Consider the following 25,957-nt stretch of genomic DNA (forward strand, 5'->3'; position numbering starts at 1 on the left):
GGAATCCGATGTCACCAGCGCGCCACCCGCGAAGTGGGGGTCGCGACTCCACGAACGTCGAAGCCAAGGCACCGGAGCAGAAGTACACCTCCGCGACGGAGGAGAAGGCCGGTAAACCGTCCTTCCTCGACAAGCAGCGCCTGGCTCGTCCCTGGTTGGACCACCTCGTCGAGGCAGGTCAGCGCTATCAGGCCAGCAAGGGTGACTACTTCGCGGCCGGGACAACGTATTTCAGCATCTTCGCCCTGTTCCCGCTGCTGATGATCGGGTTCGCCGTGGCGGGCTTCGTCTTCGTCAACAACCCTGATCTCCTCGACCGCGCCAAGGAGAAGATCGCGGAGTCGGTGGACGGCAGCATGGGGGACCAGTTGACCGATCTGATGAATCAGGCGATCGACTCCCGGACGACGATCGGTGTCATCGGTTTGGTGGTGGCGCTGTACGCCGGACTGGGCTGGATGGCGAACCTCCGTATGGCGCTGACGGTGCAGTGGGGTGACGAGCCCGAGTCCGACGGCGTGGTGAAGACCAAGCTGGCCGATCTCGCTGCGCTGCTCGGGCTGTTCGCGGCCATGGTGGTCACTTTCGCGCTGTCTGCCCTCTCCAGCAGCGGTCTGACCGCGAAGATCCTCGAATGGCTGCAGCTCGACGAGCTACCGGGGGTGTTCATCGCGATCAGGGCTGTGTCCATCCTTCTTTCGATCTTCGCCTCGTGGTTTCTCTTCACCTGGGTGATCGCGAAGTTGCCGCGCATCGCGTTGCCCCTGCGCAACGCAGCGAAGGCGGGTCTGCTCACGGCCGTCGTGTTCGAGATCTTCAAGTTCGTCGCGAGCTTCTACTTGCAGTCGGTGATCACCGGCCCCGCAGGCGCCACGTTCGGCCCCATTCTGGGCATCATGGTGTTCGCGTTCGTCACCACCCGCATCATCTTGTTCGCCACCGCCTGGGCCGCGACGGATCCACGAAATCGTAAATACGAACCGACCTCGGTTCCCGAGCCCGTGGTCATCGATCCGCGTGTGCAGGTACGCGAGGGTCTCGGTCCGCGCGGTGTCGCCGCCGCCATCGGTACCGGTGTGGTCGCTGCCGTCGGTATCTCGGCGGTAACCCGGCGCAGTCGCTAGCCGCGTCCGATCTGGCCTGCTGTCCGGTCAGTGGCGTTTGTTCATGCGCAGGCCGGCGTACACGAGTCCGACTACGACGAGTGCACCGATCAGCCCGATGAAGAGTCGAACGGTCCAGTCGGTGTCGGCGTCGGATTCGGGGGCAGCGACCCGGTTGCCGTCTCGGGGCTCGGCACCTGCGGATTCGGTCGTCTGACCCGGCTCCTCGATCAGGGTGCCGATGTTCTGCTCGGCGGCCTGGGCGAAACCGTAGTCGAGCATGGCCTCGGCCTGGCGCCAGTACGAGCCGGGCCCGTCGTTGAGTCCGTACATCTGCACGATGAGGATCTGGCGCCCGTCACGCTCTGCCGCGCCGACGAATGTCTTGCGGGCATCGTCTGTGTATCCGGTCTTTCCGGCGATCATCCCTGGATAGCTGTAGAGCAACTGGTTCATGTTGTAGAGGTCGATACCAGGGTCGCCGGATGGGGTGGTCTCCGCGGTGGTCTCGGTCGACGAGTCATTCCCGTCGGCGTCGGTGACGGTGGTGTCGGTGGGCATGCCGGGATAACCGGGAAAACGGAGTTCGTCGTGTCTCGAGATCTCCACGAACTCGGGGAACTGCAGGGCCGCACGGAAGATCAGTGCCTCGTCGTAGGGTGAGCTGCTCATGCCGGGTCCGTCGAGACCGGACGCGGAGGCGGCGCGGGTGTCGGTTGCCCCGAGTTCTGCCGCTTTCTCGTTCATCTTCTCGACGGCAGCGTCCTGACCGCCGAGTTCACGGGCCAGGGCGTGCGCGCAGTCGTTACCCGACACGAGCATGAGTCCGGCGAGCAGGTCGCGGACGGTGTAGGTGCCGCCGGGACCGACTCCGGCGGCGTCGCCCTCGATCTCGTCGTCTTCTTGGGTACCGGCGATCGTCGCGTCCAGATCCAGTTCGTCGAGGACCACCAGGGCGAGCAACACCTTGATGGTGCTGGCCGGGCGGTAGCGACCATGCGGATCCTTGGCTGCGAGGACCTTGCCGGCGGTCAGATCGGCGATCAGCCACCCTGCGGCGGTCAGTCCTTCAGGCGCGGGTGCGGCCCCGGGGGCGAGGACGACCCCGCAACCTCCGAGTAGGTCACCGCCGACCGGGGGTTCGGGTACCGGCAAGGGTGTCGGGGACGGCATCCCGGCCGGTACGACCTCCGACTCGTCGACGGGCGAGACCGGGGTGGTCTGGTACGGGCAGCCATCGGTGATCGTCTCGGGCGCCGGTACGCCGATCGGTGGCGTCAGCGTGACGGGCGCGGCGCCGACCACGACAGGTCCACTGAGCGATAGCAGGAGTATCAGCGAGGCCACCAGGACCGAAGCACGCTGTAGCGGTCGAATCATCGCCTGCGACAGTACCGGTCACAATGCACTTCGGGTGTCGTCAAACGGCGGAATTCGACCGTTCGGTGCATGGGTTCGCTCAGGTGAGCGCCCGACCACCCGGCTGGAGGGGCATACGATAGGGCGATGAGCCGCGGAGCCTGTGCCGAGCGGCGCCCTACAGAGCGTCATGGGTCGCCGCGGCTGGCGGCCGCGGCGGTGATCTTGGCGCTGGTTGCCATTGTCGCCGGATGCGGCGAGGGCAGTTCGGGGGACGTACGTGGCTCTTCCCGCGTGTCGACGACCGCCGACGGACTACTCCTGGACGGTCGACCCTGGTGGCCGATCGGGTTGAACGCCTACCAACTCGGCACCGATTGGACAGTGAACAACGGCTGCGGGGCGCAGGTCGACCTCGATTCGTACTTCGGTGCGTTGCCGGAGGATTCGGTCACCCGGTTCAACCTCTTCGCCTCGATGGCGGTCGACAAGGACACCCACGAGACCGACTTCTCCCGGTTGGATTCGATCTTCGATGCCGCGGGCCGGCACGATCAGCTGCTGGTACCGGTGCTGGCCTCGGGTGAAGGTGCCTGTGAGGACGCGAAATTCAAAGATCACCCAGTGGTACTCCTCCGGATGGGACGACATGCCACCGGAGACCGCTCCGATGCCGTACGCCCGCTGGCTCGACACCGCAGTGGCCCGCTGGGGCTCGTCATCGTCGCTGGCCGGTTGGGAACTGATGGGTGAGCCGGAGGCGAGCAACTGTGGCGACGCGGCCTGCACCTGGCAGGCCCGAACCTGCCCGGCCGACGCCGCCCGCGTGTTGCGTTCGTTCTTCGACGACGCCGGCGCGCGTCTGAAGTCGCTCGATCCCGACACCCCGGTGTGGGCCGGGCTGGCCGGCGGCGGGCAGTGCGGAGCGCAGTTCACCGAGTACGGCGACGTCGCCGCATCGGCGGGCATCGATGTTCTCGACTACCACGACTACAGTCCGCAAGAGCTGATACCGGGCAACCATCACGATGGACTGGCGATGCGGCTGACACAGGCGCAGGCAGTGGGCAAACCGCTGGTCGTGGCGGAGATCGGGCAGCCTGCGGGCGGCTGCGTCAGTTTGCAGGACCGCGCGGACACGCTCCTGCGCAAGGTATCGGCGCAGAACGAGGCAGGTACGGCGGGTGCACTGTTCTGGGCGTTTGTGCCAGATCCCCGACTCGGTGAGTGCACCTTGGACATCGGACCCGGCGATCCCATTTTCGGGGTCATTCGCAAGCTCGCGGCCTAGTCGCAGCCGTCGCGCCGACCGCCACGATCAGTCGTCGACGGACTCGAGCACGCGGTAGATTCGCCAGACCGGTTGACTCTCACCATCGTTGGGCACTTCGAGGGCCAGCGCCGCGATGTCGGCGCCGGTCTCGTAGAGCGTCGGGTAACGGAGGTTGAGCGCATCTGATTCACCTCGGCCGGTGTTGGGCACCGAGAGCAGATACTTCACGTTGTTGGCCGCAGGATCGTTGAGGATGGTGGTGAAATCCTGATCGGACGGGACGACGAAGGTCTTGGGTTTCGTGGAGGCGACAACGACGGCGAATCCGTAGACGGTGTCGGTCAGGATCGATCCCTCGGGCAGATCGAGTCCGTCGAGGTACTGCGCCATTTCGCGCTCGGTCGAGAAGGTGGCCGCGATACGATGTTCGGTTGCCTTGCGGGCGGTGACGTTGTCGGGTTCCGGCGCGAGCACGGCCCCGAGCGCATACTCCTGGGGGGCATAGTGCGGCTTGCTCATTCCCCACGCGGAACTGGGCACGGTGACTGCCAGCAACAAAGCCGCGGCGACGAAAGCCGGCCACTTCGGGGCGTGACTGATCCGGTGCCGGGGCGCCGGATGGCGCGATGGTGAGAGCGTTTGCGCCGGTGCATATTTGCCGCGCCGTTTGGTGATCGTGCATGCACGGGCGGGCAGGAGCAGGATTGCCGTCGTCGCCGCCAGCGGTACCGCGAGAATGTAGAAGCGCAGAAAGCCGAACGTGGACCCGCTGGCGTAGCTGTAGGCCTGAAAGGCCAGCACCGCCCCGAAGATCAACACCGGCACGAGTAAGGGTATCCAGTCGCGGCGCCACCAGCCGGCCACCCCGGCCAGCACCAACAGTGGGATCAAGGTCGGAGCGAGGAGCAAAGTCGAGGTGAACGAAAATTCGAGACCGGGCAGGAACTGGCCAGGGGTGTCGGCCCCCGATTGCTGCATGATCGAGGAATTGCCGTACTGGGAGCTGAATTGGGCGAACGCCTGTCCGGTGATCAGCCAGCTGGTGGCCGCCCAGCCGAGAAACGCGAAGAAGCCAGGAGCCGCGACCAGTCCGCCGTCGAGGGCAGCGCGACGCCAGCGCAGGTGCGGGGTGCTACGAAATGCCGTGACCGAGGCGACGAAGATGGCGGCTGCGCCGATGGCTGCCACGGCGTCGTATCGGGTCAGGTAGCCCAAGCCGAGTGCCACGCCGGCAGCAGCGAGGTGGTGGACATCGTCATCCGTCGCCCAGGCGATCAGTCGGCGGACGGCCCAGCAGGTGAAGAAGACGAAGGGGGCTTCGCTCATCCCGTTTGAGCCGTAGAAGACGATCATCGGGTTGAAGGCGAAGAGAACGGTGATCAGCAGGGTGAACGGGCGCGGGAGACCACGATCCACGCCGATACCGAGCACCTGTACCGCGGCGCCGGCCATGAAAAGGGCCGACATGATCACTCCCGAGTAGGCGAGTTCGGTCATCGGCTGCCAGATCTCGCTGAACCCCACGGCCGGTAATTGCACGAGTGCGGTCAACGGCGTGAAGATGAAACCGATTGCGGCGACATGGGGATCGCGGCTGAAGAGCACAGTCTGCGCTGACGAGACCCTGGACAAGGCGTCGCCGATGATGAAGCCGTGACGCACACACAGGTAGTACCCCACCACCAGATACACCGCGGCGCAGACGGCGTAGACGATCGTACTGAGGCGTCTGCTACCCATTGCCGCCCTCCGCACCGGTCGGCGCGTCGCCCGGATTCACGTCGGTTTTGACCGAGAGACCGTGAAAGGTCTTCTCCCAGTAAGACGGGTTGCGGATCAGCTGATAGCACCCCTTCGCAGACGCGATACTCATCATCACCCAGTAGATGGGGACGGTCAGCGCTGGTATCAGGAGGTCGGGACGGTCGTCTTCACGGATGGCGATCAGGTTCATGTAGATCGTGGCGCCATTGCCGAAGATGAGCGAGACCAGGGCCGGAAAGTAGATGTACCAGGGGAACACCTCCCCGATGAAGGCCGGCTGACCGAGAAACCACATCACCGTGATGAGCCAGAAGACCAGGTTCAGGCAGGCGATGACTGGAGTACCCGCCAGCAGCAGGGTGAATCGGATGAAGCTGACGGCACCGATGGCCTTCCACAGAGTGACCGGCCGCCGCACATGTACCAGCCAGGTCTGCAGATAGCCCTTATACCAGCGTGATCGCTGGCGGATCCAGTTGATCGGGTCGCTGTTCGCCTCCTCGAGGGTCACTGAATCGATCACCGCTGTGCGGTAGCCGGTTTCAGCGATCCGCACCCCGAGGTCGGCGTCTTCGGTGACGTTGAACGGATCCCACGCGCCGATCTCGCTCAGTACAGAACGCCGCAGATGATTCGATGTGCCGCCGAGCGGGATGGGTGCGCGACTGCGCATCAGCCCGGGGAGCAGATAGCCGAACCACAATCCGTAGTCGTTGGTGAACCAACCGGTCAGCAGGTTCTGCCTGCCGTTGTGGAACGCGAGTTTCGCCTGGACGCACGCGATCGAGTCGTCGCCGTCGGCGAAAGCGAGGACCGCACGCCGCAATTGGAGCGGATCCGGGAGATCTTCCGCGTCGTAGATGGTGACGATCTCGCCGGTGGCGAGGTGGAGGCCGTAATTGCAGGCCTTGGGTTTGGTTCTCGGTTCGGCGGGCGGTACCAACACGATGGTGATCATCTCGACGCCCTTGCACGCCTCCGCCGCGTTGATCGTCACGTCATCGTCCGCTTCGAGCAGCAGCAGTACCTGCATCTTCTCGGTAGGGTACTCGATCGCGGCCATCGCTCCGATGAGGTCGGCCACCACCTCGGGCTCGTTGTAGGCCGGCACGAGAATCGTGTACATCGGGAGGTCACAGTCCGGGACAGCCCGGGCGCGTTCATCACTGATGGAGATGGGGCCGGACGCGAGCCCGCGCCGGAAGATCAGGAGCCGGTCGCCGAGTGACCCGACGTAGAACAGGGTGCAGAGTCCGATCAGGGTGGTCGCCGTGGCAACGGGCTGCCAGATGGCAAGACCGATGACGACGACGCAGAACCCGATCAGCACGACCTTTTGCCAACCCACCACCGCCGTGGAGGCCGATCGTAGCGGGTCGACCGCGCGTAATCCTTCGATCGCGTCGAACAGAGCGGTGGTCTTGAACTCGTCGGATTCCGGGTCCATCCCGTCGGTGCTCATGCCGTTCGACAACGGGGTACCGCGTCGCGGGCCCCCGGGTTCGGAGGGTCCGGTCATGAGGCCTGCCTTGCGGGTTCGAGTTGTGCGGCGACCAATTCCCGACCCAGCACGGTGAGCATCCCGGCGTCCTTGAAGTTCGGATTGTTGTTGTCCACCACCGAGTTGCCGCGAATGAGGACGGTGAACAGGGTGTTCAGATTGTCGACCAAGGCATCCTCGGGTTCGGGGAACGGGGCGTCCGCGTCATGGTTGTCGACGGTGAGCAGCGTGACCCGTTGGGCGGAGGACCTGTTGCGCCAGGTCCATGTCAGTTTGGTCCAGGTCACCAGCAGTGTGTCGTCGACGACGGTGAAGATCTCGCCGATGACGTCGTTACCGAGATCGATGGTGCGGCCGTTGCTGGTTCGGGTGGCGGTCATGTTGTAGATGACGTTGTCGGGGTACACGGAGAAGGCCACCGGACGGAGGGTGGTGACGCTGTCGACGATGACGGTCCGCGGGCGGGACAGCTTGTCCCAGGCGGGGTTCCCTTCCTCGGCGAGCAGGCGTTGGCGGATCAGTGTGGACGTGCGACCGAAGAAGCGCTTGACGAAGTCGTACTCGGTGACATCGGTGGTCTGCCACCCCGGTGGGGCGATGAGGGGGGTGCCGAACTCGAGTGCGTTGTCCCGCAGCACGGGAGGCGCCGTCGACCGCGGCAGACTGACCAGCGACAGCGCCACAGCGAATGCGGTCACCATGGTGACGGCCAGCAGGATGGTCTTCGCCGAGAGTGGGTTGATGGGGCGGTCCATCGGCGTTTTCGCCGTCCCGCGTCTGGAATAGAGATACATGGCCTCGGCGACGAGTGCGGTGGCCAGCAGTGGGGGGATCTGGGTGTACGCCATGACCGGAGCCGTCGGGAAGTAGACGTACATGACGAGCAGGATGCCCATCCCGACGACCACGGTGCCGGTCGCTCCGATCAGCCCACGTCTGCGGGTGCGGCCCACCGCCAAGGCGGTCGCGCCTGCGGCCAGGACGACCATGACTCCGGCTGCCGCATAACGTGTGCCACCCAGAGTGATGACAATGATCCGAAACGCGAGCGGGAAGACGGTGAGCAAGAGGAGCCATACCAGCGCGAAGCGGGACACCGGGCGCAGCCCGAACAACACCACTGCGGCACTGACCACGAACAACCACATCGCAAGTAGGTCGAGTCGAATGAGGTGGTATTGGTCGGCGTACCTGCCTACCAGGACCCCTTTGATCAACAGGGCCAGTACCAAACCCATGAAACCGATGATGAAGTCGGTTTGCCGGTCATGAATGGGGAGCTCGCCCGACCGACGTCTGGCCACGCCCTGCGCTGCGAGCAGCGCGAGCCAGGGGATGGCCAGGACATAACCGATGAGGCTGCCCGAGTACGACTCCTCGAGCAGGCTCGCCAGAGAGGTCCAGAACGCCACCACAGTGAGGACGGCGATCAGCGCCCAGCGGAAGATGATCCGGTAGACCGGGTGCAACGACGAGAAGAGCGGAAATTCAGCGGCCGCCACCTGAGATCAGCTACCTGGTTCGCGGCGCCGGCTGCGCAGGATCAGGAATCCGACGCCAAGTGCGATGGCCACCAGCACGCCGACCCCGATGTAACGGATCAGCTGCTTGTTGTCATCGTCTCCGGATGTGGACTGCTCTGAGTCGGCGACATCAGTGATCATCGCGATCGGATCCTGGTCGGGTACCGCGATCAACGCGCTTCCGTTCAAGGTGATCCAGCGCTCTTCGTCGGCCTCGAGCCAGGCCAGCAGCGAGTCGAGTTGTCCCGCAGCGCCCGTCGAGGAGGCCACCAGTACCGTCCGATCGCCGTCCCGCACCGTCTGCAGCGATCCGAAGGCCACAGCCGGGTCGAGCGTCAGCGTGGTCTTGTCTCCGGAGCTGTCGACTCCTTCGATGTCGATCGGGCCCCCTGCGGTGGTACTCACCGGCAGATCGATGCCCGGCTCATTCCAGCCGTCGGCTGAGATCAGGATCGCCGGATTGCTCGATGCGACAGCCTCTGCGAGAGGAACCACGGTGGTCTCGATCGGCACGGAGCTCAGCCGCTGCAGACCGGTGAGAATGCTGGACGCACGCGCGGTGTCGTCCAGCGATCCTACGGTCAGACCGACCTGGACCGATGGCATGAATGCCTGCGGAATCGACTGAAAGCCGGGAGGAACGGGTGGATCTGCGGGGGTGCTCTGTACCGGGCTGTCGCCGTCGATGGTGAGTGTGATGGGCGAGCTCTGGCCGCATCCGCCGGTGTCACCGGCCGCGTCCACTGCGACATTGAGGTCGGTGAAGCGCTGCAGCAGCCGGTCGGGGATGTCGACCCACTTGTCGATGGTTCCGTTCGCGTCGGCGGCCCACCGGGAGACCACTTGATCGCCGACAGAAACGACCACCTGCCCTCCGTAGTTGGGCGGCAACGGCGTATACGAACCCTTGAGGTTCACCCGGATGTTCCCGGCCGGCCGCCCGAGACGGGTCTGGTCGATGCCGATCGAGACCTGGGGGTCGGTCAAAGCCGTTGCGCTGACGCCGGGTTCGCCGAGGTCGCGCAGGGTGGTCGAGTCGGGAGGCAATTGTGGGCTGACGCGCAGCGGTCCGGCCACGGCTCTGGAGCTGACCGCGAGTCGGGAGATGTCACTGGTCAGCAGGAGGGTCTGGTTGCTCAGTTCGGCTGCGGGTCCACTGATCACCAACGCCGGCACGCCGGGGCCCTCGAGCAGGGTGACCCCATTGGTCGGCTGTTCGATGATCGTGATCTGGCGCTCGAGTGGCGCGGAGGGGACGTCGGGTACGTTCCGTCCGGCCGGGAGTGCCTGCACCACAACTTCGACCGGCTGAGCCCCGTAGTGCGCGACCACAGCCGACGACAGTGCGACGGCAGCATTGGACTCACTCTGGCTGGGCGTCGCGGGAACGGATACCGTGAGCTTCTCCAGAACGGGCGGTAAGAACTCTGCCACGGAAGTGGGCGCTGTTTCGGTTCCGGTGAACGCCACCGAGGCGTCGGTGAGGCGCAACGGGTCCGCCTTGTCGAATACACAGATCCCGCTGGCCGGCACCAGGAACGACTGCAGTGTGATCGCGACCGAGTTCTCGACGACGGTCGCCCCACGCAAGGGAATCGTGACGGCTGCCCGGTCAGCGGTGGGAATGTCGACCCGGGAGAGCGTGCGATCCTGCTGGACGGCCGAGATGCTGCCGCTTTGCAGGTTCGGGGGCAATTCGACGGTAGCTCTCAGCTCGGACGGAGCGAGACCGGACGGCACCGGGATGGTGACCGTCTGGGTGCCTTGCTGTCCGAAAAAGGACAGGGTGTCACCCGCACCGAGCGCGGGCAGCGCCAAAACGGGTGATTGCGAGGGTGATCCACCGTCGCCGGGCGCAGCCGCGGCCGAAGGAAGCAGAAAGGCCGGGATAACCACAATTACAGTTGTGGTGATCGCGGTGAATATGCGAAGGGACCGCTGATATGCCGGAGTCATCACGGTCATAGTAAGCAGCAAACAGAATGTTTTTGCGGTCGAACCGCGCTTCAGGCGCGCCTCGGTTATCTAATTGGTTCGCAAACCCTGGTTTCAGTTGTGGGGGAGCTCGGCTCAGAGACCGCCGCCGGCAAGAAATCCGGTCACGCTGGCTTCGCTGGCCGGTTCCCATCCGACGAGCGAGCGCGGCGTTTCGACGATCGAGTATCCCGATGCGTCGCCTTCCAGCGATGTCGAACGCAACCGATTGACCCCGACAGGTACGTCTCCCGCGAGTGTGACGCGATTCACTCGGCGAAATTGATTTCCGAAATCGGCGACACCGTAATGCTGAGTGGACCGATTGTCCCAGATGGCCACGTCGCCGTCATTCCAATTCCACCGGAATGTGTTGTCAGGTCGTTCGATCCGCGCCTGCAGTAACCGCAGCAGGTCTGCGGTCTCCGAAGTCTTGAATCCCGAGAACGATTGCACGAAATGCCCGAGGGTCAATGCACGCTCGCCGGTTTCCGGATGGACCCTCACGACTGGATGTTCGGTACGAAACACCGTCTTCGAGAACTCGGCGCGGTAGGCGGCATCGGAGCTGTCTCCGACGGTGAGGTGCTCTGCGTAGTCGTAGTCATTCGAGTGGACGGCGCGCAGTTGATCGGCCAGGGCTCGCAACGGAAGCGGCAGTGCCGCGTAGGCCGCCACCGTGGACGCCCACATCGTGGCGCCGCCGTAACTCGGACGAACGGTGGGCCGCAGCACGGAGATCTTCGGGATGCGGTCGACGAAGGTGACGTCGGTGTGCCACGAGTTCGCGGCTCCCTCGAGCGGCAGCAGGTCTTCGCCGCGGGAGAGCACCGTCGGATGGGCCTTGGTAGGGGTCCCGAGCAAGGCGGCGAAGGCGTACTGCGCGAGGTCGTCGAGATGCTGCTGACCGGTGAAGATGACCGCCTTGTGGGTGGCGATCACCGTGCGGATGGCCTCCACGGTGTCGGCATCGAGATCGGCGGAGAGCCGGACGCCGTCGACCCTGGCCCCGAGGTGTTCGCCGAGCTTGGTCACCGTCAGCAGATCTGCCGGACGCGAGTGCGAATCGGGGGTGACGACAGGGGATTCGGCAAGAGCGGTCATGACTCCAGTTTGCGTCTGACCGCAGATCCTCGACACCTTAGATTCACGCTGATCGGAATTAGGTCGCAGCGGTAAGGATCTACCCCTCGGTGATGAACCCCTGCGCGACCATCCAGTCCCGGGCCACGATGGCGGGGTCGCGGCCGTCGACATCGACCTGCTTGTTGAGTTCGGTGATGACCTCGTTGGTGAGGGCTGCGGTCACCGGTGCGGTGACCGGTGCGATCTCAGGGTGCTTCTCGAAGAAACTCGCCTTCATCGTGACCGACGGATTGTAATGCGGGAAGAACTGTTTGTCGTCGGTGAGGACGGTGAGTCCGAGCCCGGCGATACGGCCGTCGGTGGTGAACACCTCGCCGAATTTGCATTGATTACCGGTGGAGGTCGCCTGATAGATGATTCCCACTTGAAGAATCGGTGTCTGGGCCTGAGCCGGATCGAATCCGTATGCGGCCGCCATTCCCGGGAAACCGTCTTGTCGGGCCCGGAATTCGGTGTCGACGCAGGTGGCTGCCGCGGCCGGGTTGCTTTTGACGAGTTCGGCGTACTCCGAAAGATTTGTCACGCCGGTTTCGTCGATGACCTTTTGGCTCGCCGCGAGGGCGTAGGTGTCGTCCATGGGACCAGGTTCGAGCCAGATCATGTCGTTCTTGGCCAGATCCTCATCGCGTACGGCCTCGAATTGTTCCCTGGTGTCGGCGATGGGCTTTTCGTGCCCGAGGTAATTGATCCACGCATTGCCGGTGAATTCGTAGGCGACGTCGACCTGTCCGGCGATCTGTGCGTCTCGGGTACTGCGCGAACCCACGATTCCGGTCATGTCGCGGACGTCGGCTCCTGCGGCGACCAGGGTGAACTCGAGGATGTATCCGAGGATGACCTGCTCGGTGTATTCCTTGGATCCCACGGTGATCTTGACGCCCTTGAGGCCTTCGTTCTCGGTGATCGACCCGGGGCCGACTTTCAACGGCACTGCGCCTCCGGACGACAGACCGCACCCGGCGAGGACCACTGCGCAGATGAGGGCGAAGACGACCGGGACCAGCCGGCGACGTGGTGAGGAATGCGTCATGCGCGCACTCCTTTCGGTCCGAGGTAGTACTCGGCGAGCGCGCCGACCCAGTCCACGAGCAGTGCCAGGCACACGGCCAGCACACTGCCGAGGATCAGGGTGACGTTGTCGCGCAGTTTGTACCCCGTGTCGATGAGAACACCGAGTCCACCCGCATTGACGAGGAAGCACAGGGTCGCGGTACCGACGGCCAATACGAGGGAGGTGCGTAACCCGGCGAGGATGTACGGCACGGCGAGCGGGAGTTCGACCCGGAACAGGATCGACGACGGCGACATACCTTGGCCCTGGCCGGCGTCGATCAGGGACTTGTTGACCTGATTGATGCCCAGGATCGTGCTGCTGAAGACGGGGAGCAGCGAGTACACCGCGATGGGGAGGACGCCGATCCAGAAGCCGGTCTCACCGGTCCAGAGAAAGAGCAGCACGAGCAGACCGACGGCGGGCGCTGCTTGGCCGATGTTCGCCACGCCGATGAACGGCGGTCGCAGAAACCTGGCGCGACCACGGGTGACCAGGATCCCTGCCGGGACGCCGACAAGGACCACGATCGCCGTCACCGTGATCGTGATCAGCAGGTGCTGCCACACCAGCGTGCTCACGTTTCCGACGCTGACGTTCACCTTCTGTGTCGCCGTCAGATCCTGGCTGAAAGCCCAGAAGATGACCGCGGCGGCCGCGATGACCACGAGGATGGGCTGAATGATGAGACGGAGTTTGTCCGCCGTGCTGATCGAGGGTGTCGGTGCCTCGACTGCGGTGGTCATTTCTCGAGGTCCGGGGCGTCGGTGATCTCGGTGGCCGGCGGGTCGGCGGTGGGGGTGTTCCGGAGATGGGTGATGGTCGAGATCAGTGTCTCCAGGGTGACCACACCCTGGTAACGGTTGCCCGCACCCGCGACGACGGCGGACGCGTGGTCCTCGGCCAGCATCGCTTCGAGTGCATCCTGCAGGGTGGCCTGGATGCTGATCAGTTCGTTGAGCGGTTCGGCGACGTCGTCGACGGTGTTCGCCTGCCGCAGCCGACCTTCCCGCACCCAGCTCACCGGGCGCTCGCGGTCGTCCAGGACGACGGCCCAATCGTGTTCGCTGGTGGCCAATTCCGTGCGCAACACGTCGACACTGTCACCGAGGTGGGCCGTGGGCCGGGTCTCGAGGTCGATGTCCTTGACGCGGACGAGTCCGAGCTGACGGAGCGAGGCGCCGGTGCCCACGAATCCGGCGACCGTGTCGTCCGCGGGGTTGGCGAGGATCGCCTGTGGCGTGTCGTACTGCAGGATCTTCGACTGCTGACCCAGCACGGCGATGCGGTCGCCGAGTTTCACGGCTTCGCTGAAGTCGTGGGTGACGAACACGATCGTCTTGCCCAGTTCGCTCTGCAGTCGCAGCAATTCGTCCTGCAGGGAGCTGCGGGTGATCGGGTCGACGGCGCCGAAGGGCTCATCCATGAGCAGGACCGGCGGATCTGCCGCCAGGGCCCGCGCGACACCCACACGCTGCTGCTGACCACCGGACAACTGCCGCGGGTACCGGCCCGCATATTGGGCCGGATCCAGCCCGACGAGATCGAGGAGTTCGTCGACGCGGTCGGCGATCTTCTTCTTGTCCCACTTGAGCAATCCCGGGACCAGCCCGATGTTCTGGCGAATCGTCATGTGGGGGAAGAGGCCGGCCTGCTGGATCGAGTAGCCGATCGAGCGGCGTAGTTCGGTGGGCTTGATGGACAGCGCGTCCTTGTCGCCGATCGTTATCTTGCCCGACGTCGGTTCGCTGAGACGATTGATCATCCGCATGGTCGTGGTCTTGCCGCAACCGGAGGGTCCCACGAACACGACGACGTCGCCGGCGGGGATGTGCAGTGAGACGTCATCCACAGCAGGTGTTTTCGACCCGGGGTACGTCTTCGACACGTGATCGAGCGTGATCTGCACGCCGGTGGGGTTTTCGGTGCGCAGACTCTTGGATACTGCGGCTGACTGTTCTGTCACCGGATGCCTTTCGACGTTGTGAGCCGTCCGAGAAGTACGTAGAGAGCGTCGAGAACGAGGGCGAGGATGACGATGAGCAGGGTGCCGCTCAGCGCCATCGGCACTGCGGTCGGACTACCGACACGTGCGAGCCCGGCGAAGATCAGGTTGCCCAGTCCGGGGCCCTTGACGTAGGCGGCGATCGCGAGGACACCCATCGCCATCTGGGTGCTCAGCCGCATACCGGCGAGAATCGCCGGCCAGACGAGCGGGAGCTCGACACGCACGAGCGTGATCACCCGGCCCATGCCGATGCCTCTGGCGGCGTCGATGAGCGCGGGTTCGATGTTGTTCATGCCCACGATCGTGTTTCGGATGATCGGCAGCAACGAATACAGCACCAATGCCGTGATGCTGGGGATCACGCCGAGCCCGACGAGGGGGATGAGCAGGCCCAACAGCGCGAACGACGGAACGGTGAGGACGGCGCTGGAGATCGAGGTCGCCAAGTTCGACGCGATGTCGTTGCTGTAGGTGAGCAGGCCGATCACGACCCCGATGACCGTGGCGATGATGACGCTCTGGATAACCGCACTGACGTGCTGGTAAGAGTCGAAAACCAACTGGGATTGGTGCGACGTGATGTAGTCCCACAACGCGTTCAAGCGATGTCCCCGCTTCCCCTCGTCTTGCGACACCCACGTATGGCGACGCCGCTGTGTCGACGTACCGCACTGTCGTGTCGACCAAATAAACCACGATCAAACATTGGTGTGGTCAGGAAACGGTCGACTCGTCAGGGCCCGGGGCATCCAGTGGGGGTGTCAGGCCCTGTTCGAGAGCGCGCCCCGAGGGGCTCCCAGGGTTTAAATCAGCGCGGTTGAAAAGCCGTGGCACAACGGTTCGCCGACCGGGCCCGGTAGGGCCCAGTCGGCGTCCGGGAGGGCTCGCTCGGCCCAACGGGGGTCAGATCTTGGTGTACGCCTCTGTCAGAACCGATCGCAGGATCTGCTCGATCTCGTCGAACTCGGTCTGGCCGCAGATGAGGGGTGGAGCGAGCTGGACGACGGGGTCTCCGCGGTCGTCGGCGCGGCAGTAGAGGCCCGCGTCGAACAGTGCCGTCGAGAGGAATCCGCGCAGCACCCGCTCGGACTCGTCGGGGGAGAAGGTCTCCTTGGTGGCCTTGTCCTTCACCAATTCGATCCCGTAGAAGTAACCTTCGCCGCGCACATCACCGACGATCGGTAGATCGTTCAGTCGTTCCAGGGTCGCCCGGAAGTCCGGAGCGAGCTCCTTGACCCGGCTGGTCAGTCCTTCGCGTTCGAAGATGTCGAGGTTGGCCAGTGCCACCGCAGCCGACACCGGATGCCCGCCGAAGGTGTAGCCGTGGGCGAAGGAGGTGGTGTTGTCGTTGAACGGCTCGAACAGGCGGTCGGAGGCGATCATCGCGCCGATCGGCGAGTAGCCCGAGGTCATACCTTTGGCGCAGGTGATGATGTCGGGAATGTAGTCGAAGTCGTCGCACGCGAACATCGAGCCGATCCGACCGAACGCACAGATCACCTCGTCGGAGACGAGCAGGACGTTGTACTGGTCACAGATCTCGCGTACGCGTTCGAAGTAGCCGGGCGGCGGCGGGAAGCAGCCGCCGGCGTTCTGGACGGGCTCGAGGAACACTGCGGCGACGGTGTCGGGACCTTCGAACTCGATGGCTTCGGCGATCCGGTCCGCGGCCCAGCGTCCGTAGGCCTTGGGGTCGTCGGCGTATTCGGTGGCGCGGTAGATGTTGGTGTTGGGAACGCGGAAGGCGCCCGGCGTCAGCGGCTCGAAAGCCTCCTTCAGCGCGGGGATGCCGGTGATGGCGAGGGCGCCCTGTGGGGTGCCGTGGTAGGCGATGGACCGCGAGATCACCTTGTGCTTGCCTGGTTTGCCGGTCAGCTTGAAGTACTGCTTGGCGAGCTTCCAGGCACTCTCGACGGCTTCACCACCGCCGGTGGTGAAGAAGACCCGGTTCAGATCGCCGGGAGCGTAGGCCGCGAGGCGTTCGGCGAGTTCGATTGCGGGCGGCGTCGCGTAGGACCACAAGGGAAAGAACGCAAGCTCTTTGGCCTGCTTGGCGGCGGCCTCGGCGAGTTCGTCGCGCCCGTGCCCGGCCTGGACGACGAACAGGCCCGACAATCCGTCGAGATAACTGCGACCGCGGTCGTCGAAGATCCTGGCGCCTTCGCCGCGGGTGATCACCGGCGGTGTGGTCTGGTCGCCGTGTCGCGAGAAATGTCCCCACAGGTGACGCGTCGAGCGGGCGCCAAGGCTGGTGGTCTCGGATTCGAGAGCGGTCATCGGGTTCCCCAATTGTATTGTTGTTTGACCAATTTCAGATAGACCAGGGTTTCGGTTCCGGTCACTCCGGGCTGCGATCGAACCTTCTTGTTCAACACCTCGAGCAGATGCTCGTCGTTTTCACAGACCACCTCGATCACCACGTCGAACGAGCCGGCGGTGAGCACCACGTAGTCGATCTCCTTGACCTGTGCGAGGGCCTCCGCCAATTCGCCGGTGTCGCCGGTGCAGCGGATGCCGATCATCGCCTGGCGGGCGAAGCCCACCTGCAGCGGATCGGTCACCGCCACGATCTGCATGACGCCTGCATCGCTGAGTCGTTGAACCCGGTTGCGCACCGCTGCTTCCGACAGGCCCACGGCCTTGCCCACCGAGGCGTACGAGCGCCGGCCGTCGGCCTGCAGCTCCTCGATGATCTGCTTGGAGATGTCGTCAAGGACTATCGGTTGCTGATCGGTCATGGCCCCGATTCTTGTCGATGCGCGGTCAGGTTCGATCGTTGCACTGCCATCGTTACGGATTCCGCACATTTCCGCAACACATACTGACGATTTGGTCGCTTCTGAGTGGTTTAGCTCGCGGAATCAGCAGTCACTGCGTACTCTGGCCGATAGTTCAGACGATGACCGCCACCCGTTCGACGAGGCCCACGAGGACAGAGCATGAGTAACAACTCGACATTCGCCGCTGGATGGGTCGGCGGTGGCGACCACATCGGTACCGGTCCTGACCACCAGGTGATCAACCCTGCCACCGGCGGTGTCGTCGCGACCACGGCGCTCGCGACTGCGGTAGACGTCGACACCGCGGTGACGACGGCCCGCGCCGCGCTGGGCGAATGGGCAGGCGCGACCCCGGCCGAACGCAGCGCTGTGCTCGCGAAACTTGCAGCGGGGATGGCCGCTGCCTCAGCGCAACTGGCCGACGAAGAGGTGAGCCAGACCGGTAAGCCGATCCGGCTGGCAAACGAGTTCGATGTGCCGGGGTGTGTCGACAACACAGAGTTCTTCGCCGGCCTGGCACGCAATCTCGACGGCAAGGCCAGCGCTGAGTACTCCGGCGACCACACCTCGTCCATCAGACGTGAACCCGTGGGGGTCGTCGGATCGATCACGCCATGGAACTACCCGCTGCAAATGGCGGTGTGGAAAGTCATGCCTGCCTTGGCCGCCGGTTGCAGCGTGGTGCTCAAGCCCGCTGAACTGACACCGCTCACCACGCTGACCCTGGCCCGACTGGCCACCGAAGCGGGTCTGCCGGACGGGGTGTTCAACGTGCTGACCGGGACGGGCGCCGAGGTCGGCGCCGCGATCGCGGGACACCGCGGCGTCGACGTCGTGACGTTCACCGGATCCACCGGTGTCGGACGGCGGGTGATGACCCAGGCAGCCGTCAACGGCACTCGCGTTCAGCTCGAATTGGGTGGCAAGGCACCGTTTCTGGTGTTCGACGACGCTGATCTGGAAGCAGCGATCCACGGTGCGGTGGCCGGAGCGCTCATCAACTCCGGCCAGGACTGCACAGCGGCCACCAGGGCGATCGTGGCCAGGCCGCTCTACGACGACTTCGTCGCCGGTGTCGGTGAGTTGATGAGCAAGGTCGTGGTGGGAGACCCGACCGACCCGGCCACAGACATGGGACCGCTCATCTCTTTCCCGCACCGCGACAAGGTGTCCGCGATGGTCGACCGCGCCCGCGACGCGGGAATCCGCGTGGTGACAGGCGGTGCTGTGCCCGAAGGCCCCGGCGCGTACTACCTGCCGACGCTGCTCGCTGACGTGCCCGAGGACGCCGAGGTGTATCGCGACGAGATCTTCGGTCCGGTGCTCACCGTCAGCCCGTTCGATGACGACGACGACGGCGTGCGCCGGGCGAACGACACCGTCTACGGACTGGCTGCCTCGGCCTGGACCAGGGATCTGTACCGGGCGCAGCGAGCGAGCCGGGAGATCCACGCCGGCTGCGTGTGGATCAACGATCACATCCCGATCATCAGCGAGATGCCGCACGGCGGTGTCGGCGCATCCGGTTTCGGCAAGGACATGTCCACCTATTCGCTCGACGAGTACCTCACCATCAAACACGTGATGAGTGACATCACAGGAGTTCCTCACAAGCCATGGCACCGAACAATTTTCACGCTGCCTCGTTAGACAGATCCGATGCGTGGGCCGAGGCGCCCACCGCCCGCGGCACGGCGATGGTCTCAGGCGCCACGCCGGCACCGTATTGGCTTGACCGGCCGGAGCGCCCCGCGCCCAGACCGCGGTTGGCGGGCCAGGCGAGTGCCGACCTCGTTGTCGTCGGCGGCGGCTTCACCGGTTTGTGGACCGCGGTACAGGCGGCCGAAGCCGACCCGACGCGTTCGGTGATGCTGCTCGAGGGCGATCGCATCGCCGAGGGCGCCTCCGGCCGGAACGGCGGATTCTGTTCTGCGAGTCTGACCCACGGTCTGTCGAACGGAATCGACCGCTACGCCGACGAACTTCCCGAACTGCTTCGCATGGGAGTGGCCACGCTCGAGGAGATCTATGCGGCCATCACCCGCCTCGGAATCGACGCCGACGTGGAGCGGACCGGAGAACTCGATCTGGCGAGCTTCGAGTGGCAGGTGCCAGACCTCGAAGAGGCTGTCGCGGAGGGCAAGCGTTTCGATCAGCCGCTCCGTTTCCTGGATGCGGCCGAAGTAGCCCAACATGTCTCGAGCCCGATGGCCCACGGCGCCGTGTACGACCCCGACGTGTTGATGATCGACCCCGCGAAACTCGCTTGGGGTCTTGCCGCGGCGGCGGAGCGGCTCGGGGTGCGCGTGCACGAGCACAGCCAGGTGACGGCGATCGCGTCCGTCGGCGACCGGGTTCACCTGACCACTGGATTCGGAAGCGTCGACACCGCGAAGGTCGTCATCGCGACAGCGGCGTCGAAACCCCTGCGCCGCAAACTTCGATACCTGATGGTGCCGGTCTGGGACTACGCGCTCATGACCGAGCCGCTGACGGAGAAGCAGTTGGCGTCCATCGGCTGGTCAGGTCGACAGGGCCTCGCAGACTCCGGCAATCGATTCCACTACTTCCGCCTCACGGCCGACGATCGCATCCTGTTCGGCGGATGGGACGCGGTGTACCACTACGGCGGCGACACCGACCCGCGCCGGGCACAACGCCCGAGCGAGTTCGGGTTGCTCGCGGAGCACCTGCTGCAGGTGTTTCCACAACTCGAGGGCATCAAGGCATCGCACACCTGGGGCGGGATCATCGACACGTGCTCGCGGTTCAACAACTTCTGGGACGTGAGCATGGGCGGCAAGGTGGTGTCGGTGCTGGGCTTCACTGGACTCGGTGTCGGTGCTTCGCATTTCGGGGCCCGGACGGCCCTCGATCTCGTCGACGGCCTCGACACCGAACGCACCCGGCTCAAGATGGTGCAGTCCAAGCCGATTCCGTTCCCGCCCGAGCCGCTGCGGTGGTTCGGTATCACCGTCACCCGGCACCAGTTCGCCCGTGCCGACCGCAACAAGGGCAAACGTGGCCTCTGGCTCAAGGCCATGGACGCCGCGGGCATCGGCTTCGATTCCTGACGCCCCCGATCTTGGTGGGTTCCGGTGAGCGTTTCCGCAGGTCGCGGTCGCCAGAACCCACCAAGATCGGGGTCGGGTCAGGGCTTGTAGTCCTTGGGGACGACGATGATCGGGGCATCGGTGTTCTTGAGGATGCGAGCGGACGTCGAACCGAGGAAGGCCCGGCGTGGGGGCGCGAGCCGGCCCGACCCGATCACCACGACATCTCCTGGGCCCCAGTGCAGCTCGTCGAGTGCTTCTTCGAGGGTGTTGCCGTCGGCGACGAGTGATTCGATCCCTTCGGTGCTACCGCAGTCTTTCGCGGCCACTGCCAGGTTCGCCTGGGCCTCGGCGATGTGGCGTTTACGAATTTCCAGTGATTCCTCGTCGTCGGCCGGGAGGTCGTCATGTGAGACCAGGGACAACAGACGAAGATTCAGACCTCCGTCGCCCGCCAGCTTCAGCGCGAACGGAAGGGGGTTGTCTTTGGACTCCGCGGTCGGTACCGCGATGGTCAGCGTGGTGATGGTCGGGATGTCGGCGCGGCTGTAGCCACGTGGTGCCAGTGCAACGGGTACCGGAGAGGCATGGGTGAGCGCAGAGGAAATGGTGCCCAGGGTGTGTTTGCCGAGGATCCCATCGCTGGTGCCGCCCACCACGATCATGGCCGCCTTGCTCGAGACAGCGAAGTCGATCAGGCACTGGGGGAACGATTCCGCGACCGGGGTGTGCAGTGCAACCTCGATGCCGTCGGGGATGTCGGCGGCAACCTCGTCAAGCCACTGTTCGGCCTTGTTCACCAATGCCGCCTCGTAGCCGGCCCGGCCCGGGGAGCCGTCGGGTTCGGTTGCGCGGACGACACACACCAGGTCGATGGCGGCCCCCGTCGCCTTCGCGATCGCGATGGCCAGGTTCACCCCGTCGTCGCCGGTGTCTGTGTAGAGATAACCCACGGTCAGCCTCATGAGTTGGTGCTCGCTTTCGTCGAAGCCCTGGTGATGAGCGGTCTCGGGGCGAAATCAGTAGACATCGGGCACCTTGACCTCGGTATTGGCGTTGAGGGTCTTACCCTTCCAGAAGTCCTTGGGGCCGAAGGCGAAGCACAGGAGCATCAGCGGGATACCGAGGACCAGCATGCCGACACCCATGATGAACACGCCGCCGACGCCGGCGATCGAGGTGGACCCGTAGTCCGTCGCGTACATGTCGATGGCGCTCTGGATGAATGCCCAGGTCATGGCCAGTGCGCCGATCAGCGGGAAGATGCCGCGGAAGAACAGATTCCGGGCCGACGTGAACAGCGATCGGCGGAAGTACCAGACGCAGGCGTAGGCCGTGATGCCGTAGTAGAACGCGACAGCGAGGCCGAGGGAGGAGATCGAGTCGGCGAGGGTGTCATCGCTGACGAGTGACAGGACCAGATAGAAGAGGAGTGCCGAGGCGCCCATGACCGCCGTACCGAATGCCGGGGTCATGTACCGCGGATGAACCTTGGCGAACCGCTTGGGGATGGCGCCGTAGACGGCCATCGACAGCGTCCCACGAGCGGTGGGCAGGATCGTCGACTGTGTGGAAGAGAGTGCCGACACCGAGACCGTCAGCAGCAGAAGCGATGCCATGATCGAACCGGCCACGGGATCTCCGAGGATCGTCAGGACATCGCTCGCGTTGTCGGGGTTGTTCAAACCGATTCCGGTCTCACCGAATCCGGCGAACGACTGGATGGCGTAGGCGACGAGAACGTAGGTGCAGACCAGGATCAATGTCGTGAGAACCGCCGCGCGGCCGGGTGTTTTGGCCGAATCCTTGGTCTCTTCTCCGACGGCGAGACAGGCGTCCCAGCCCCAGTAGATGAAGATGCACAGGATCACCGCCTCGGCGATGGACGACGCACTCAGTCCACTCGGCCAGATCCAGCTCAGGCTCGGGTTGATGGCCTGGGGGCCCGCTTTGTCGAGGCCGACTTTGAACAACGCGATCACGCTGGCGACTATCAGGACACCGAACTGGATGACGATCAGCACGTTCTGCATGCGCTCGCTGATCAGGATGCCGCGAATGCTGACCCAGGTCATCATCACGATGAGGACGCAACCGAGGCCGACCTTGATCCAGATGTTCTCCGCCCATGAGTCCAGGTGCAGGAACCGCAGCAGATAGACACCGGCAACCTCGGCGACGTTGGCGAGCACGATGATGGCGGATACGGCGAGTCCCCAGCCGCCGATCCACCCGATCCAGGGGCCGAACGCCTTGGTGCCCCAGGTGAACGTAGTGCCGCAGTCGGGGGTGTCCTCGCCGAGTTCGCGGTAGGCAAAGGCGATGAGGAGCATGGGAATGAACGCGAGGATGAACATCGCCGGGGCTTTTTCGTGCACGGCGGCGACGACGAAACCGAGGGTGGCGGCGAGGCTGTAGGCAGGTGCGACGGCCGAGAGGCCGATGACGACGTTGCCGACGAGTCCGAGGGAGCCTGAGCGCAGGCCTTTGTCGGGAACTTCAAAAACTGGCGGATCCGAAATGGCCATGGGTGTCTCCGGACGGTGAGGGGATCAACTAGCTCACCGTACGTTTTCGCCAGTGTAGGCGCTCAATAACGACGGATTTGTTTCCAATTCAGTAACACAACGACTGAATTAGTCGTGCGCATGCCGGTGGACGCCGTGGTCGGCCGGCGGCTGGCCTACGCGCCTTCGGACTGCTGAGGTCGCGCAACTAATACAGTCCCACCCGCGGGACGCCCTCGCTAGTCGATTCTCGCCACTGACCTCGGCGCGGCGCCCAACCAGTCCACATACGACGATCCGCTCCGCTCCCGGGCCCCTGAAAACGGGAAAGACCACCGGAAGCGGAGCGGATGTCGAGAAGAGTGCGAGTGCCTACTCGGCCGGTGCGGCAGCTGCTGCCGCGGCGACGGCTTTCTGGCGACGCGCGACGACGAAGCCGGCACCTGCGCCTGCGGCGGCAAGCGCACCCACGGCCGCCTTGCTACCGGTGAAGCGGTGACCGAGGGCCGCGTCCACGGAGTACTTGCCCGGACCGGTCAGGGCCAGGGCGGCGGAAGCGAGTCCGAGTATCGCGGGGTACTCGTAGCCACCTGAGGTGGCGAAGAATCCTGCGGGCTTGTGCACCGAAGCGGCGCCCACCATGGCGCCGACTGCGCCTGCGGCCGCGAACGGTGTGCCGGCGCCTGCGACCAGAAGGGCACCGCCGGCCTCGCTGATGCCGGCCAGTGCTGCGGACGGCTTGGCGGGCTTGAAGCCCATTCCGTCGAAAGCGCCTGCAGTGGCATCGAGGCCGTGGCCACCGAACCAGCCGAACAGCTTCTGGGTGCCGTGAGCGAACAGGGTGCCGCCGACGCCCACGCGAAGTGCGAGAAGTCCGACGTCGAGGGTGGAGCGGCTACGTGTATTGGTCATCTGGTTCATTCTCCTAACGAGTCGCTCTAAACAGTACTCCGGTCCGTTTAATGATGCACTTTGCCCCGGCGATCGCTGATAGAGGATCATGCTCTGTTGTGAATCCTTCGCAGAATCCAGTCAGCGCGCTCGACCCGGACGACATCGGATCTCGAATCGACCCGGTGCTCGCGCGGAGTTGGCTACTCGTCAACGGACTGCAGTACGACCGTTTCCAGGGCGCGGCGAATTCGCGCGCAGATATCGTCGTCCTCGACATCGAAGACGCGGTGGCGCCCAAGGACAAGCTCGTCGCCCGCGACAACGTCATCCGTTGGATCGCTGCCGGAAATCGTGATTGGGTGCGCGTCAACGGATTCGGAACGCAGTGGTGGGCCGACGACCTGACGGCACTGAGCCAGGTCACGCCGGGCGGTGTGATGCTGGCGATGGTCGAATCGGTCGATCACGTCACCGAGACTGCGAAGCGGCTGCCGGGGGTGCCGATCGTTGCCCTCGTCGAGACCGCACGCGGTCTCGAGCGGATCAGCGAAATCGCCTCCGCGAAGGGAACTTTCCGGCTGGCCTTCGGTATCGGTGACTTCCGCCGGGACACCGGCTTCGGCGATCAGCCCGCCACCCTCGCCTACGCCCGCTCCCGGTTCACCATCGCCGCCAAGGCAGCACACTTACCCAGCGCGATCGACGGTCCGACGGTGGGTTCTTCGGCCCTCAAGCTGAGTGAGGCCACCGCGGTGAGTGCCGAGTTCGGGATGACGGGCAAGATCTGCCTCACTCCGGATCAGTGCGCGGCCGTGAACGAGGGTCTCTCACCCTCGCACGAGGAAATCGCGTGGGCGCTGGAGTTCTTCGCCGAGTACGAACGCGACGGTGGACAGATCCGAAATGGATCCGACCTGCCCAGGATCGCCCGCGGCACCAAGATTCTCGACCTTGCCCGTGCCTACGGCATCGAATTCAACGAGGAGTACGACGACCCCGACCACATGCCTGCGCCGTCGGACACCTACCACTACTGACGGTCAGCCCTCCGGTTCGCAGGACACTGCGCCGCAGATCTTGGGTGGGCCGGCGTCGACCCCGCACCCATCGAGGGCGAGTGCTCAACCCGATTCGCACGACACGCCGCCGAAGGGGAGCGGGTTCACCACCAGCACCCGGTTCGCGCCGTCGACCAGCCACGCCGCACCCCGGTTGTCCAGAGAGGCTGAATGGACCGTCGCGGCAGCCGGCCCACGCAGGACTCCGCACCGCTCGACTCCGTACACCGGGGACCGTCCTGTCAGGAACTCGTCGGGGTCGGGGCCCGGCCACGGAATCGTTGCAGCCGGGTTCTCTGCGGCCTCGAGTTCGAAGACGGTGACCTCGTCGGGGACAAGGTCTTCGGTTGGCCGACCGTCCGAGAGACCCCGCGCGGTGTCGACGAGGTCGGCGAGTCGGGCGCGTACCGCCTTCTCGTCGGCGCTGAGCCCTTCGGTGAAGCGGGATCCGTAGGCGTACACGCTCAAGGTCGCGGGAGCGGTGTCGGCATGCAGGGTGAATGTGGTGTTCCCCAGGTCGGTGACCTGCGGATCGCCGGCGTCGGTCAAGGGGGAGATGAGCCCGCCCGCTTCGGTCGCGGCGACGAACCCGGCCACCTCGGCGGGTTCGACCCGCGACACGGAGTAACTGCCGGGAAGGTCGTAGTTCTCGGGCGGGTTCCGCACCAGGATGCGACCGTCGCCATAGATCGCGATCGCAGGCGACTGGAGAGCGAACATGATCGTGGGGCTGTAACCCGGTCCAGAGCTCACCGCGAAAACGATCTGATCGGCGGGCAATGGGGCAGGTTCGGCGGTCGGAGCGCCCGGCGAAGTCGAACTGCATCCGGCCAGAACGGCCGCGAGCACCAGCCCGCACACCGCGCGGTTTCTGCCGATTCCCATGTGCCAGAGGCTAGCGCGGATCGGTCCCGCGGTGGGTCGCCGGACCCCGAGCGCACAATGGCCGTCGCCGGTGAGGGC

Annotated in this window: 22 protein-coding genes; 6 read left to right on the top strand and 16 right to left on the bottom strand. The window is 64.8% G+C overall.

The window, feature by feature from the left end:
- Positions 1–8 precede the first annotated feature (8 nt).
- A complete protein-coding gene (yhjD, locus tag BFL43_RS23660) occupies positions 9–1,124 on the top strand; it encodes an inner membrane protein YhjD (RefSeq protein WP_084895379.1) in 1,116 nt (371 codons plus the stop codon).
- Positions 1,125–1,151: 27 nt separating this feature from the next.
- On the opposite strand, the gene BFL43_RS23665 is transcribed toward yhjD, so the two are convergent.
- Complete coding sequence (locus BFL43_RS23665) at positions 1,152–2,483, bottom strand: D-alanyl-D-alanine carboxypeptidase family protein (RefSeq protein WP_084895381.1); 1,332 nt, start codon at positions 2,481–2,483, stop codon at positions 1,152–1,154.
- Positions 2,484–2,609: 126 nt separating this feature from the next.
- Here BFL43_RS23665 and BFL43_RS29935 point away from each other — a divergent pair, with 126 nt between their 5' ends.
- Positions 2,610–3,215 carry a hypothetical protein gene (locus BFL43_RS29935; protein WP_346425992.1) on the top strand — a complete coding sequence of 202 codons (606 nt, stop codon included), beginning with the start codon at positions 2,610–2,612 and terminating at the stop codon, positions 3,213–3,215.
- A complete protein-coding gene (locus BFL43_RS29940) occupies positions 3,112–3,753 on the top strand; it encodes a hypothetical protein (protein ID WP_346425993.1) in 642 nt (213 codons plus the stop codon). The genes BFL43_RS29935 and BFL43_RS29940 overlap by 104 nt, the downstream gene beginning before the upstream one ends.
- A gap of 27 nt (positions 3,754–3,780) precedes the next feature.
- Here the strand turns inward: BFL43_RS29940 and BFL43_RS23675 are convergent, their stop codons facing one another.
- The 11 genes from BFL43_RS23675 to BFL43_RS23725 form a co-directional block, all read right to left on the bottom strand.
- The gene (locus BFL43_RS23675) at positions 3,781–5,475 is read right to left on the bottom strand and encodes a glycosyltransferase family 39 protein (RefSeq protein WP_084895383.1); all 1,695 of its coding nucleotides are present in this window, start codon (positions 5,473–5,475) and stop codon (positions 3,781–3,783) included.
- Positions 5,468–6,961 carry a glycosyltransferase gene (locus tag BFL43_RS23680; RefSeq protein WP_084895694.1) on the bottom strand — a complete coding sequence of 498 codons (1,494 nt, stop codon included), beginning with the start codon at positions 6,959–6,961 and terminating at the stop codon, positions 5,468–5,470. The genes BFL43_RS23675 and BFL43_RS23680 overlap by 8 nt, the downstream gene beginning before the upstream one ends.
- A gap of 53 nt (positions 6,962–7,014) precedes the next feature.
- Positions 7,015–8,502, bottom strand: coding sequence for a hypothetical protein (locus tag BFL43_RS23685; RefSeq protein ID WP_084895385.1), 1,488 nt, complete (start codon positions 8,500–8,502; stop codon positions 7,015–7,017).
- A gap of 6 nt (positions 8,503–8,508) precedes the next feature.
- Positions 8,509–10,479 (bottom strand): hypothetical protein, encoded by a 1,971-nt coding sequence (locus BFL43_RS23690; protein WP_084895696.1) that lies wholly within the window; start codon positions 10,477–10,479, stop codon positions 8,509–8,511.
- 114 nt (positions 10,480–10,593) lie between these two features.
- On the bottom strand, positions 10,594–11,601 hold the full coding sequence (locus BFL43_RS23695; protein WP_084895387.1) for a TauD/TfdA family dioxygenase: 1,008 nt from the start codon (positions 11,599–11,601) through the stop codon (positions 10,594–10,596).
- Between the two features lie 79 nt (positions 11,602–11,680).
- Positions 11,681–12,673, bottom strand: a complete 993-nt coding sequence (locus tag BFL43_RS23700) for a glycine betaine ABC transporter substrate-binding protein (protein WP_084895389.1) — start codon at positions 12,671–12,673, stop codon at positions 11,681–11,683.
- Entirely contained in the window at positions 12,670–13,440 is a 771-nt protein-coding gene (locus BFL43_RS23705; RefSeq protein WP_084895391.1) for an ABC transporter permease, read from the bottom strand. Before BFL43_RS23705 ends, BFL43_RS23700 begins: the two co-directional genes overlap by 4 nt.
- On the bottom strand, positions 13,437–14,660 hold the full coding sequence (locus BFL43_RS23710) for a betaine/proline/choline family ABC transporter ATP-binding protein (RefSeq protein ID WP_240498443.1): 1,224 nt from the start codon (positions 14,658–14,660) through the stop codon (positions 13,437–13,439). Before BFL43_RS23710 ends, BFL43_RS23705 begins: the two co-directional genes overlap by 4 nt.
- On the bottom strand, positions 14,657–15,304 hold the full coding sequence (locus BFL43_RS23715; protein WP_084838439.1) for an ABC transporter permease: 648 nt from the start codon (positions 15,302–15,304) through the stop codon (positions 14,657–14,659). Before BFL43_RS23715 ends, BFL43_RS23710 begins: the two co-directional genes overlap by 4 nt.
- 301 nt (positions 15,305–15,605) lie before the next feature.
- A complete protein-coding gene (locus BFL43_RS23720) occupies positions 15,606–16,979 on the bottom strand; it encodes an aspartate aminotransferase family protein (RefSeq protein ID WP_084895393.1) in 1,374 nt (457 codons plus the stop codon).
- Entirely contained in the window at positions 16,976–17,440 is a 465-nt protein-coding gene (locus BFL43_RS23725; RefSeq protein WP_084895395.1) for an Lrp/AsnC family transcriptional regulator, read from the bottom strand. Before BFL43_RS23725 ends, BFL43_RS23720 begins: the two co-directional genes overlap by 4 nt.
- A 201-nt stretch (positions 17,441–17,641) precedes the next feature.
- Here BFL43_RS23725 and BFL43_RS23730 point away from each other — a divergent pair, with 201 nt between their 5' ends.
- Both BFL43_RS23730 and BFL43_RS23735 read left to right on the top strand, forming a co-directional pair.
- Entirely contained in the window at positions 17,642–19,132 is a 1,491-nt protein-coding gene (locus BFL43_RS23730) for a gamma-aminobutyraldehyde dehydrogenase (protein WP_084895396.1), read from the top strand.
- Complete coding sequence (locus BFL43_RS23735; protein ID WP_084895398.1) at positions 19,099–20,556, top strand: FAD-dependent oxidoreductase; 1,458 nt, start codon at positions 19,099–19,101, stop codon at positions 20,554–20,556. The genes BFL43_RS23730 and BFL43_RS23735 overlap by 34 nt, the downstream gene beginning before the upstream one ends.
- 77 nt (positions 20,557–20,633) lie before the next feature.
- Here BFL43_RS23735 and BFL43_RS23740 read toward each other — a convergent pair whose 3' ends face one another.
- From BFL43_RS23740 to BFL43_RS23750, 3 genes are all read right to left on the bottom strand, one after another.
- Positions 20,634–21,500: a universal stress protein gene (locus BFL43_RS23740; RefSeq protein WP_084895400.1), complete on the bottom strand. Its 867-nt coding sequence runs from the start codon at positions 21,498–21,500 to the stop codon at positions 20,634–20,636.
- Positions 21,501–21,554: 54 nt separating this feature from the next.
- Positions 21,555–23,063, bottom strand: coding sequence for an APC family permease (locus tag BFL43_RS23745; RefSeq protein WP_084895402.1), 1,509 nt, complete (start codon positions 23,061–23,063; stop codon positions 21,555–21,557).
- A 351-nt stretch (positions 23,064–23,414) separates the two neighbouring features.
- Positions 23,415–23,954 (bottom strand): DoxX family protein, encoded by a 540-nt coding sequence (locus BFL43_RS23750; RefSeq protein ID WP_084895700.1) that lies wholly within the window; start codon positions 23,952–23,954, stop codon positions 23,415–23,417.
- Between the two features lie 98 nt (positions 23,955–24,052).
- On the opposite strand from BFL43_RS23750, the gene BFL43_RS23755 reads away from it, so the two are divergent.
- Positions 24,053–24,973 (top strand): CoA ester lyase, encoded by a 921-nt coding sequence (locus BFL43_RS23755; protein ID WP_084895404.1) that lies wholly within the window; start codon positions 24,053–24,055, stop codon positions 24,971–24,973.
- Positions 24,974–25,057: 84 nt separating this feature from the next.
- Here BFL43_RS23755 and BFL43_RS23760 read toward each other — a convergent pair whose 3' ends face one another.
- On the bottom strand, positions 25,058–25,879 hold the full coding sequence (locus BFL43_RS23760) for a hypothetical protein (protein WP_143695513.1): 822 nt from the start codon (positions 25,877–25,879) through the stop codon (positions 25,058–25,060).
- Positions 25,880–25,957: the final 78 nt, after the last annotated feature.

The organism is Williamsia sp. 1135, from assembly GCF_002095395.1.
Lineage (GTDB): Bacteria > Actinomycetota > Actinomycetes > Mycobacteriales > Mycobacteriaceae > Williamsia.